The sequence below is a fragment of the Burkholderia sp. BC1 genome, from assembly GCF_052683555.1.
This window is the reverse complement of record NZ_JBQYLP010000113.1, coordinates 1-10,397: the sequence shown is the minus strand read 5'-3', so window position 1 is coordinate 10,397 and position 10,397 is coordinate 1. Positions and strand designations below refer to the sequence as shown.

Sequence of the window (10,397 nt, the reverse complement as noted above, 5' to 3'; positions counted from 1 at the left end):
GCCGGCGACGAGGAACTGCGGCGGCTGCGCGCCCGCTTCCCACCACTGGATGTTCGGCTTCAGCTCGTCGAGCTTCTTGAAGGCGCGATCCTGGCCGGCCTTCGTGTTCAGCACCTTGTACACGTCCTTCGGCGCGACGCCGTCGGCCATCAGCGCGAATTCGAGGTTGTAGCGCGCACCCTTGCGCATCGCGCGCTTGCCGGGGAATTTCTTCACGTCCCAGAAATCGGCCCAGCTCGCCGGTGCGGTTTTCAGCTTGTCGGCGTTATACGACAGCACCGTCGACCAGACGAAAATGCCCGCGCCGCAGGTCTGATACGCCTCGGGAATCAGGTCGGTCTTCTTCGCGATCTTCGACCAGTCGAGCTTCTCGTAGAGGCCTTCGTCGCAGCCGCGGCCGACGTCGCCGGACTCGACGTCGACGACGTCCCAGCTCACGTGCTTCGCCTCGACCATCGCCTTCACCTTCGCCTGCTCGCCGTTGTATTCGACGGCGGTGACCTTGTTGCCGGTCGCCTTCTCGAACGGCTGGTTGAAGGCGGCCTTCTGCGCATCGCCGTTCGCACCGCCGAAGTTGACGACCGTCAGTTCGGCAGCGGACGCCGACGCGCCGAATGCGGCCAACGTCAGCGCAACGGCAATGCGGCGTGCGGTAAAGCGGGTTCGATTCATGGTGGTTCCTCTCCGGTCGCGGTGAAAATGCGTAGTGGTGGTGATCGACGACAGACTGACAGACTGCGGGGAAACCGGCGGCCGCGCCGGCGTTACGCGAACACGCACAGATGCGCGGGCGCGAACGACAGCGAAACCGGCGCACCGGGGAAAAAGTTGTCGAGCGCTTCGGTGCCGAGCGGCACCTTGACGAAGCATTCGCCTTGTCCGGCCACGGCGCAACGCATGCGCACATGATCGCCGAAATAGATCAGCCCGAGCGCTTCGCCCGCGACGCGATTCGCGGCGTCGCCGTGCGCGGTCGGCGGTTCCGGCTCACGGCCAAGACGCATGCGCTCGGGACGGATGCATGCGATCGCGGCTGCGCCCGGCGCGGCATTCGCGACGTTGCGCCCGATCAGGCGCGTGCCGTCGCCGAGCCGCAACTCGCAGAACTCGCCGTCGACGCGCGCGATCGTGCCGCGCAGCCGGTTGCTGTCGCCGATGAAGTTCGCCACGAATTCGTTGCACGGCGATTCGTAGAGGCGGTCCACCGTGTCGAGCTGCTGCACGATGCCCTTGTCGAATACCGCCACGCGGTCCGACATCGTGAGCGCTTCGCCCTGGTCGTGCGTGACGTAGACGAACGTCACGCCGAGCTTCTCGTGCAGCGCCTTCAGCTCGTACTGCATGTGTTCGCGCAGCTGCTTGTCGAGCGCGCCGAGCGGTTCGTCCATCAGCACGAGCTTCGGCTCGAACACGAGCGCACGCGCGAGCGCAATGCGCTGCTGCTGGCCGCCCGACAGCTGCGCCGGATAACGCTTCGCGAAGTGCTCCATCTGCACCATCTTCAGCGCGTGCGCGACGCGCTCCGCACGCTCGGCCGCCGGCAGCTTGCGCACCGTCAGCGGATAGGCGACGTTCTGCTCGACCGTCAGATGCGGGAACAGCGCGTAGTTCTGGAACACCATGCCGATGTTGCGCTTGTGCGGCGGCACATGATTGAGCAGCTCGCCGTCGAGGCGGATTTCGCCGCCGGTCGGGAATTCGAAGCCCGCCAGCATCATCAGGCACGTGGTCTTGCCCGAGCCGGACGGCCCGAGCAGCGTCAAGAATTCGCCGCGGCGAATGTCGAGATCCAGCGATTTGACGACGAGCGTCTCGCCGTCGTAGGTCTTTCGCACGCCGCGAAAACTGACGATCACATCATCGGCCTTCATTCTGTTGGTCTCCTGCGAAGCCGTATCCGATGCATTGCGCGCATGCCGGCGCCGTTCTCGTTCTACGTATTCGGCGGCCGCCGGTTACCCCGCGCGCGCGACTGCCGCCGGTGTGTCGTGCCGCCCGCAGTCGCGTGAATTGACTATAGCAATCAATGGCTATAGCCTGTATAGCCAAATCGCACTCGATGATAATGCCATTTCATGCGAGCCGTCCTGTTGACCGACCTGCTGGCGCGCGCATTGTCCGATAGCGGCAGCGATACGCTGCAGCATCGGATCTATGACGTCGTGCGGCGCGGTGTGCTGGATCATACGCTCGCCGCGGGACAGAAACTGCCGTCGTCGCGCACGCTCGCGCAGGAACTCGGCATTTCGCGCATCACCGTCTCGCTCGCCTACGATCGACTGATCGCCGAGAACTATCTCGTCGCGCGCACCGGAAGCGGCACGTTCGTCGCGCCGACGAGCCCGCGGCCGCTGAGCGGCCCCGGCGAAATCGTGCATACACGCCATTCGATGACGCTGTCGCAGCGCGGCGCGATGCTCGACCGGCTGCCGGGCGGCGTCACGCAAAGCTACGGCCCGTTCGTGCCGGGCGTCGCCGACACGCCGATGTTCCCGTTTCACGTCTGGCGCCGGCTGATCGCGCGGCATATCGGCAAGGGCGACCTGTCGCTGTCCGGCTACGCGCTCGACGGCGGCTACGCGCCGCTGCGCGCCGCGGTCGCGCGCTACCTGAAGATCTCGCGCTCGGTCGTCTGCGAGCCCGAGCAGGTCATCATCACGTCCGGCACGCATCAGTCGATCGATCTCTGCGCGCGGCTGCTCGCCGATCCCGGCGACGTCGCGATCGTCGAGAACCCGTGTCATTGGGCGTTCCCGACCGTGCTGTCGGCCGCCGGCCTCGAGCTCGTCGCGAGCGCGATCGATGCGGCCGGACTGTCGCTCACCGACATCGATACGCCGGCGCGCGCGCGGCTCGTCGTGACGAGCCCGTCGCATCAGTATCCGACCGGCGCCGTGATGCCGCTGTCGCGCCGGCTCGAACTGCTGCAGAGCGCACGCAGCCGGAACCTGTGGGTGATGGAAGACGACTACGACAGCGAATTCCGCTACGACGGCATCCCGCTGCCGTCGCTGCAAGGGCTCGACAGCGACGCGCGCGTGATCTACGGCGGCACGTTCAGCAAGGCCATGTATCCGGGCGTGCGCATCGCCTATCTGGTCGTGCCCGCGCATCTGGCCGACACGTTCGCGAAGGCCTGCGCGAAGCTGTACCGCCCCGGCCAGCTGCACATCCAGGCCGCGCTCGCCGACTTCATCGACGACGGCCACTTCGCGCAGCACGTGCGGCGGATGCGGATCGAATACGCGCAGCGTCAGCAGCTGCTGCGCGACGCGCTGCATGCGGAATTCGGCAGCACGATCCGGCTGTCCGACGCGCGCGCGGGGCTGCATCTGTTCGCGAGCTTCGATGCGGACGTGTCGACGCGCGCGCTGACCGACATCGCGCGCGCCGACGGCCTGATTCTCGGCCGGCCGCATTTCGTCGCGCCGCACGCGCTCGCCGATCGCAGCATCGTGCTCGGCTACGGCGGCGTCGCGCAAAGCGCGATCGGCGACGGCGTGAAGCGGCTCGGCCGCGCGTATGCGCGCACGCTCGACGCGACGTAGCCGCGGCCACGCGTGAACGGTCACAGCGCGGCGAGCGCGCCGTCGGCGGCCGCGAGCAGCAGATCCGCGTGTTCCTGCGTAAACGGCAGCAGCGGACGGATCTTCAGCACGTTGCCGCGCACGCCGGTCGCGCTGATCAGCACGCCGCGTTCGCGCATCAGATTGACGACGCGCTGCGTCTCGTCTTCGGCCGGCGTCTTCGCGTGACGGTCGCGCACGAGCTCGACGCCGAGGAACAATCCGTCGCCGCGCACGTCGCCGATCAGGTCGTGCTTGCGCGCGAGCGTGCGGAACCCTTCGCGCAGATACGCGCCGATCCGGCTCGCATTCGCCTGCAGGCCGTCGTTGACGATCACGTCGAGCGTCGCGGTCGCCGCCGCGCACGACACCGGATTGCCGCCGAACGTATTGAAATAGCGCGTGTCCTTGCCGAACCGCTCGAGCACCTCGGCGCGTGCGGCGAGACCGGCGATCGGATGACCGTTGCCCATCGGCTTGCCCATCGTCACCAGATCCGGAATCACGTCGTGCCGCTCGAAGCCCCACATCTTCGAGCCGGTACGCGCGAAGCCGGCCTGCACTTCGTCGGCGATGAAGACGCCGCCGGCCTGCCGGATCGCCGCGACGGCACCCTGCAGAAAACCGCGCGGATCGGCGAACACGCCGTCGCTCGTGAACAGCGTGTCGACGATCAGCGCGGCGGGCCGCACGCCGTGCCGCACGAGGTCGTCGATCGCGCGCTGCACGCCGCGCGCGAACCGCGCGCCGACGTCGGCGTCGCCGTCGCGATACGTGTCGGGCGGCGCGACCGCGCGCACGTGCAGGCCGAGCGGCACGTGGCGGCCGAGTGACGGCGAGATCTCGGCGATCGCGGCCGTCACGCCGTGATAGGCGAGCTGCGTGACGATCACGCCAGTGCCGCCCGTGTACTGCTTCGCGATGCGCAGCGCGAGATCGTTCGCTTCGCTGCCCGTGCAGGTGAACATCGCCTGCGACAACGCGTCGGGCATCGTGCGCAGCAGCCGTTCCGCGTAATCGAGTATGCCGTCGTGCAGATAGCGCGTATGCGTGTTCAGCGTGCTCGCCTGCTTCGCGATCGCCTCGACGACTTCGGGCCGGCAATGGCCGATCGACGCCACGTTGTTGTACGCGTCGAGATATGCGCGGCCGGCGCTGTCGTAGAGCCACACGCCTTCGCCGCGCACGATGTGCAGCGGCGTTTCGTAGAACAGCCGGTACGCGGGCCCGAGCACGCGCGCACGCCGCTCGACGAGCGCACGCGCCTGCGCGTCGAGCGCCGATGCGCGCTGCGGGTCGAATGCGTTGAGCATCGCCGGATCACTGCGCATGACGATTCTCCTGTTCGTGGCGGATCGCGTCGCCGATGATGCGCGCCGCGTCGCCGTCGGGCAGCGCGGCGAACCGGTGCAGGCCCGTCCACGACAGCGCGTTGTTGCGCAGGATGTAGGCGCTGTTCTCGGGATGCTCGCGCGCGCGCCAGCCGGTGATCAGCACCGTCATCAGCAGCCGCGCGACGATCAGCTCCGGCAGCACCGCCAGTTCGTCGCCGCTCAGCGGGTTCGCGCGGTGGTAGGCGCAGATGCAGTCGACGGCCGTCTCGAGCGGATTCGGCGTATCGGCAAGCTGATACGACGATGCGACCGCCAGCTCGTTGACGAGCGGTGCGTGCACCATGTCGCCGAAATCGAGAATCGCGGTGATGCGGTCGGTGTCGGTCTCGTCGACGAGCACGTTGTACGGGTTCAGATCGTTGTGAATCACCTGACGCCGCAGCGTCGTCATGCGGCGCGCGGTGTGCGCGTCGTGGCGGTCGAGCAGATGGCGCGCGAGCGCACGCCGCTCGCCGCCGTCGACGTAGTCGAGCAGCGGCCGCAACTGCGACAGATGCTGGATGTCCCACAGCAGCCGGTGCCCCGCATGCGCGTGCGTGAAGCCGCGCAGCGCGCGATCGAAGCGGCCGAGCGCGGTGCCGAGCGCGCGGCGCTGCCGGCGCGAACGCTCGACGCGATGTAGCGGGATGCCGGGCGCGAACGTGATCATCCGCACGGCCTGACGCGCGGGCTCACCCGCGACCGCGCGCCAGTGAATGTGACGGCCCGACCGGTCGCGGATCAGCCGCGGCACCGGCAGCGTCGCGTCGGCCTCGATTACCTGCAGCTGCGCGAACGTCTGGAACTCCGTCACGCCGGCCTGCTCGGCCGGATGCGTGAGCTTCAGCACGTACGACGCGCCGTCGGCCGCGTCGATGCGGAAGTTCTGGTCGCGTTCGCTCGCCAGTGCGCTCGCCGTGCCGACGATGCCGAACGCGTCGGCCGCCAGCGCCTGCGCTTCGTCGATTCCGATGCGCGGCGATGCGACGGAAAACAGCGGGTCGTGCCTGAACGGGCTGGCGGCGGCATCATGCATCGTCGCCTCCTGCCGGCCGGCATGCGTCCCCGCCGCTCGATGAATCGACCTTCACGCGCGTCATGTTCGCCCTCGCTCGTCGTATGGATGTCGAGCGAACTCTAGAGCACACTGGCTTTATGGCGAATAGCCACTTGTCGTCAAGTTATAAGGCCACTTTGGTGACAGCGGTGGGTGCGGCGGCTGGCTGGGACGTTCGACCGTCCCGCTGCGGCGGCGGACGCCGGCCGTCAATCGGGCTCGGCGTCGGCCGCGCCGTCGCGCGCCTTCGAGATCGCCTCGACGAGCTTCAGCTCGTCGTCGAGCGACAGCGTCGTGTCGAGCACGTCGCCCCCGAGGGGCGCGAGCGCGGCGCTGAGCCGGACGACGTCCAGTTGCGTGACCGCGAATGCGAGCGTCACGGTGCCCGCGCGCACCTTGCGCGCGACGCGCTCGATCAGCGCATCGTCGATCGGCCGATCGCGCAGCGCAGCGAGCGATGCGTCGATGCGCGCGAACGCGTCGGCGAGCAGCGAACCGTGCGACACGCGTGCAGGATCGGCCGCGTGCGCGGTCCGGCTGCCGTCGCGAGCACATTCGACGATCACGACGCCCGAGAGCGCGACCGTCTGCGCGTCGCGCAGCGCGGCGAGCGCCGCGAGCGCGCGATGCGCCGCGTCGAGATCGGGGTAGGACAATGCAATCAGCGTATTCATCGGCAACTCCGGCTAGCGGTGCGTCGCGACGCCGGCGGCAGGCCGGCGAGGCACGCGTGCATCGCGACCGCCGCAACGGCGATCGGCCTCGTCCATCGGAGGATGGTCGTCATCGGCTTCTGCTGCAACACGCGCGCGGCGCTGGTACGATCGTCGCACCGAACCGACGATCACGATCGATGGAGGGTTTCGAACGATGCACGCCAGCGAAATGTTCATGGGTCACGAGATTCGCGTCGAGGCGACGCGCAACGAACGCGGCGCGTGGGTCGCGCACGTGCGGATCTTCCGCGACGGCGCACCGGTCGACCTGCCGGCGCCCGAGCTCGTCACGCCCGAATGGCTCACCTGCGACGAGGCGCTGCGCGGCGGCCTCGACCAGGGGCGCATCATGCTGAAGACGCACGACCGCTGAGCGCGGCGCGCTCATCGTTCGCCGCCGGGCCGCGCGGGCGCACGCACGCAGCGGCCCGCATCGAACGCGTCGCGCATCAGCCGCGATACGTCGTCCAGCGTCAGCTCGACCGACGTCGAGCCCGCAGTGTCGCGATCGACGAACCGATGACCGATGTTGCGCTCGGCGATCGCGTTGAGCAGTGCGTCGACCCGATACTTGTCCATTCCGTTTCCCGTCAGGCTTGCGCACATTCGTTGCGTACGCAACGTTGACGCAGCCGTTTACGTCAAGACCGATGCCGTGCCGGACGCGCGCGATAGCGCCGCCTGCGCACGGCCGTCGCCGTCATCCGCCGGCGCTCTGCGTTTCGAGCGCCGCCTCCGCACGCAGACAATCGAGATCGCGGCCGATCGTCGCGACCGCGAGCCGCACGTCGCCGCGCCAGTAGCTGACCGAGCCGTCGTGCGCGTGCAGGTCGCCTTCGATTTCGACGCGATCCCAGTGCTCCGCATGGCCGACATAGCGGATCGTCATGTCGTAGTGCTGCGTCCAGAAGAACGGCACCGCATCGAACGGCCGTTGCCGGCCGAGCATGTTCTGCGCGGCCGTGCTGCCCTGCCGTTGCGCGACGACCCAGTGCTCGACGCGAATGCGCTCGCCCGTCAGCGGATCGGGCCAGCGCGCGATATCGCCGGCCGCATAGATGCCGGGCGCGCTCGTCTGCAGATAGCGGTCGACGCTGACGCCGCGGTCGACCTCGAGACCCGCGTCCTGCGCAAGCGCGACGTCCGGCTGTACGCCGATGCCGACCACGACGAGATCGGCGGGCAGCACGTCGCCCGTCGACAGCGTCACGCGATCGCGCTCGATCCGCGCAAGCGTCGCGCCGAGATGAAACACGACGCCGTGCGCCTCGTGCAGCGCGCGCACTGCATCGCCGAGCGCGTCGCCGAGCACGTGCGCCATCGGATGCGAACCGGGCGCGACGACGTGCACGTCGAGCTTGCGCGTGCGCAGCGCGGCGGCCGCCTCGAGCCCGATGAAGCTTGCGCCGACCACCACGCAGCGGCGCGCGGTCGCCAGCCGCGCGATCAGCGCATCGCAGTCCGCGCGCGAACGCAGCACGCACACGTGCGGCAAGTCGGCGCCCGGCACCGTCAGCCGGTTCGGTACGGCGCCCGTCGCGAGCAGCAGCGCACCGTAGCCGAGCCGGCTGCCGTCCGCGAGCTCGACCGCACGCTGCGCGGCATCGATGCGTGCGACGCGCGTGCCGCAGCGCAGGTCGATCTTCCTGTCCGTGTAGAACGACGGCGCGCGCAGCGGCAGCCAGTCGGCCTCGGCCGTGCCGGCCAGATAGTCCTTCGACAGGTTCGGGCGATCGTACGGCGGTTCGTCGTCGGCGCTGAGCAGCGTGATCGCGCGCGTGTAGCCTTCGTCGCGCAGCGTGACCGCGGCCGAGATCGCGGCCGCCCCGCCGCCGACGATGACGATCGAGTCGGGCGCCTCGATCGGCGCGGGCGACGGTGCCGGCGCGCGCGCATCGACGACGACCGCGCGGCCGTCGCGACGTTCGACGCGCCAGCATTTGAGTCCGTCGAGCGCGGGTGCGCGCAAGCGTGCGCCGCTACGCAGACAGAAGGCGGCGTGATGCCACGGGCAGCGCAGCGTGTCGCCGACCAGCAGCCCTTGCGCAAGCGGTGCGCCGTAATGCGGGCACTGCGCGCCGACCGCGAACAGCGCATCGCCGCGCCGCACGAGCAGCACGGCTTCGTCGCCGACGCGGCCTTCGATCATGGCGCCGTCCGCGATGTCGTCGAGCGCGATGCCTTGCGCGAGATCGGGACGCGGCGCCGAGGAGGCGTTTCCGGACATGGGATCGCTCCCGCACGGTTCGTCAACGCTCCCATTATCGGCGTCCTTCACGAAAAGAACAGGTACAGCGCGCGCCGCAGCGCACGCAAACGCGACTGTAGCTTGTGCGCGATGCGCGGCCGGCGTAGAACGTCAGCACCGTTGCGGCGCAGCACGCCGCATCGGCGGCGCGCCTGCCGCGCCGCTGTCCCGACCCGCGTCCGGAGTGCATGATGGCGACCGTCCTCTGCGTGCTGTACCCCGACCCCGTCGACGGCTATCCGCCGCGCTACGTGCGTGACACGATTCCCGTCATCACGCACTACGCGGACGGCCAGCCCGCGCCTACGCCGTCCGGGCCGCCCGGTTTTCGGCCGGGCGAACTCGTCGGCTCGGTATCGGGCGCGCTCGGGTTGCGCGACTATCTGGCGTCGCACGGTCATACGCTGATCGTGACGAGCGACAAGGACGGCCCCGACTCCGAATTCGAGCGCCGGCTGCCGGAAGCGGACGTCGTGATTTCGCAGCCGTTCTGGCCCGCGTATCTGACCGCCGAGCGGATCGCGCGCGCGCCGAAGCTGCGACTCGCGCTGACTGCCGGCATCGGCTCCGATCACGTCGATCTCGCGGCAGCCGCCCACGCGGGCATCACCGTCGCGGAAGTCACCGGATCGAACAGCGTCAGCGTCGCCGAGCATGTCGTGATGACGACGCTTGCGCTCGTGCGCAACTATCTGCCGTCGCACGCGATCGCGCAGCAAGGCGGCTGGAACATCGCCGACTGCGTATCGCGCAGCTACGACATCGAAGGCATGCATTTCGGCACGGTCGGCGCCGGCCGCATCGGGCTCGCGGTGCTGCGGCGGCTGAAGCCGTTCGGGCTGGCGCTGCACTATACGCAGCGGCATCGGCTCGATCCGGCGATCGAACACGAACTCGCGCTGACCTATCACGCGGACGTCGCGTCGCTCGCGAGCGCGGTCGACATCGTGAATCTGCAGATTCCGCTCTATCCGTCGACCGAGCATCTGTTCGATGCCGCGATGATCGCGCGCATGAAGCGCGGCGCGTATCTGATCAACACCGCGCGCGCGAAACTCGTCGATCGCGACGCGGTCGTGCGTGCGGTCGCCTCGGGCCATCTGGCCGGCTACGGCGACGACGTGTGGTTTCCCGAGCCCGCACCGGCCGATCATCCGTGGCGCGCGATGCCGTTCAACGGGATGACGCCGCATATCTCGGGCACGTCGCTGTCCGCGCAGGCGCGCTACGCGGCCGGTACGCTCGAAATTCTGCAGTGCTGGTTCGAGCGCCGGCCGATTCGCGAGGCCTACCTGATCGTCGACGGCGGCACGCTCGCGGGCACCGGCGAGCAGTCGTACCGGCTCACGTGAGGCGCGGCGCGCTCAGCCAACGCGTGCGGCCGCGAGCTTGCCGACCGTAATCACGGCCTGCTCGATTTCGGGCGACCACGGGCTG

Annotated in this window: 10 protein-coding genes; 3 read left to right on the top strand and 7 right to left on the bottom strand. The window is 69.0% G+C overall.

Annotation, left to right across the window (positions count from 1 at the left end):
• Together ACSHSS_RS28820 and ACSHSS_RS28815 are read right to left on the bottom strand one after the other, a co-directional pair.
• Window positions 1-672, bottom strand: a 672-nt coding sequence (locus tag ACSHSS_RS28820; RefSeq protein ID WP_445545857.1) for an ABC transporter substrate-binding protein, incomplete at its 3' end; no start/stop codon positions are given.
• Window positions 673-764: 92 nt separating this feature from the next.
• Window positions 765-1,871, bottom strand: a complete 1,107-nt coding sequence (locus ACSHSS_RS28815; protein WP_006414137.1) for an ABC transporter ATP-binding protein — start codon at window positions 1,869-1,871, stop codon at window positions 765-767.
• 204 nt (window positions 1,872-2,075) lie between these two features.
• On the opposite strand from ACSHSS_RS28815, the gene pdxR reads away from it, so the two are divergent.
• Window positions 2,076-3,548 carry a MocR-like pyridoxine biosynthesis transcription factor PdxR gene (gene pdxR, locus ACSHSS_RS28810; RefSeq protein WP_006414141.1) on the top strand — a complete coding sequence of 491 codons (1,473 nt, stop codon included), beginning with the start codon at window positions 2,076-2,078 and terminating at the stop codon, window positions 3,546-3,548.
• Window positions 3,549-3,568: 20 nt separating this feature from the next.
• Here the strand turns inward: pdxR and ACSHSS_RS28805 are convergent, their stop codons facing one another.
• The 3 genes from ACSHSS_RS28805 to ACSHSS_RS28795 form a co-directional block, all read right to left on the bottom strand.
• Window positions 3,569-4,897, bottom strand: a complete 1,329-nt coding sequence (locus tag ACSHSS_RS28805; RefSeq protein WP_006414144.1) for an aspartate aminotransferase family protein — start codon at window positions 4,895-4,897, stop codon at window positions 3,569-3,571.
• The gene (locus ACSHSS_RS28800) at window positions 4,887-5,975 is read right to left on the bottom strand and encodes a phosphotransferase (RefSeq protein WP_048995785.1); all 1,089 of its coding nucleotides are present in this window, start codon (window positions 5,973-5,975) and stop codon (window positions 4,887-4,889) included. The genes ACSHSS_RS28805 and ACSHSS_RS28800 overlap by 11 nt, the downstream gene beginning before the upstream one ends.
• A 230-nt stretch (window positions 5,976-6,205) precedes the next feature.
• Window positions 6,206-6,670, bottom strand: coding sequence for a DUF1269 domain-containing protein (locus ACSHSS_RS28795; RefSeq protein WP_006414142.1), 465 nt, complete (start codon window positions 6,668-6,670; stop codon window positions 6,206-6,208).
• A gap of 196 nt (window positions 6,671-6,866) precedes the next feature.
• Between ACSHSS_RS28795 and ACSHSS_RS28790 the strand changes: the two genes are divergently transcribed.
• The gene (locus ACSHSS_RS28790; RefSeq protein ID WP_006398879.1) at window positions 6,867-7,085 is read left to right on the top strand and encodes a DUF6566 family protein; all 219 of its coding nucleotides are present in this window, start codon (window positions 6,867-6,869) and stop codon (window positions 7,083-7,085) included.
• Between the two features lie 11 nt (window positions 7,086-7,096).
• Here ACSHSS_RS28790 and ACSHSS_RS28785 read toward each other — a convergent pair whose 3' ends face one another.
• Together ACSHSS_RS28785 and ACSHSS_RS28780 are read right to left on the bottom strand one after the other, a co-directional pair.
• Window positions 7,097-7,291 carry a hypothetical protein gene (locus ACSHSS_RS28785; protein WP_006414129.1) on the bottom strand — a complete coding sequence of 65 codons (195 nt, stop codon included), beginning with the start codon at window positions 7,289-7,291 and terminating at the stop codon, window positions 7,097-7,099.
• A 121-nt stretch (window positions 7,292-7,412) separates the two neighbouring features.
• Window positions 7,413-8,939: an FAD-dependent oxidoreductase gene (locus ACSHSS_RS28780; protein ID WP_006414135.1), complete on the bottom strand. Its 1,527-nt coding sequence runs from the start codon at window positions 8,937-8,939 to the stop codon at window positions 7,413-7,415.
• Window positions 8,940-9,151: 212 nt separating this feature from the next.
• Here ACSHSS_RS28780 and ACSHSS_RS28775 point away from each other — a divergent pair, with 212 nt between their 5' ends.
• A complete protein-coding gene (locus ACSHSS_RS28775) occupies window positions 9,152-10,312 on the top strand; it encodes an NAD-dependent formate dehydrogenase (RefSeq protein WP_048995779.1) in 1,161 nt (386 codons plus the stop codon).
• Window positions 10,313-10,397: the final 85 nt, after the last annotated feature.

Excerpts from the sequence above, each read along its gene's own strand:
- ACSHSS_RS28780 (WP_006414135.1), bottom strand. The coding sequence starts at position 8,939 with ATGTCCGGAAACGCCTCCTCGGCGCCGCGTCCCGATCTCGCGCAAGGC.
- ACSHSS_RS28805 (WP_006414144.1), bottom strand. The coding sequence starts at position 4,897 with ATGCGCAGTGATCCGGCGATGCTCAACGCATTCGACCCGCAGCGCGCA.
- pdxR (WP_006414141.1), top strand. The coding sequence starts at position 2,076 with ATGCGAGCCGTCCTGTTGACCGACCTGCTGGCGCGCGCATTGTCCGAT.
- ACSHSS_RS28795 (WP_006414142.1), bottom strand. The coding sequence starts at position 6,670 with ATGAATACGCTGATTGCATTGTCCTACCCCGATCTCGACGCGGCGCAT.
- ACSHSS_RS28775 (WP_048995779.1), top strand. The coding sequence starts at position 9,152 with ATGGCGACCGTCCTCTGCGTGCTGTACCCCGACCCCGTCGACGGCTAT.
- ACSHSS_RS28815 (WP_006414137.1), bottom strand. The coding sequence starts at position 1,871 with ATGAAGGCCGATGATGTGATCGTCAGTTTTCGCGGCGTGCGAAAGACC.
- ACSHSS_RS28790 (WP_006398879.1), top strand. The coding sequence starts at position 6,867 with ATGCACGCCAGCGAAATGTTCATGGGTCACGAGATTCGCGTCGAGGCG.
- ACSHSS_RS28785 (WP_006414129.1), bottom strand. The coding sequence starts at position 7,291 with ATGGACAAGTATCGGGTCGACGCACTGCTCAACGCGATCGCCGAGCGC.
- ACSHSS_RS28800 (WP_048995785.1), bottom strand. The coding sequence starts at position 5,975 with ATGCATGATGCCGCCGCCAGCCCGTTCAGGCACGACCCGCTGTTTTCC.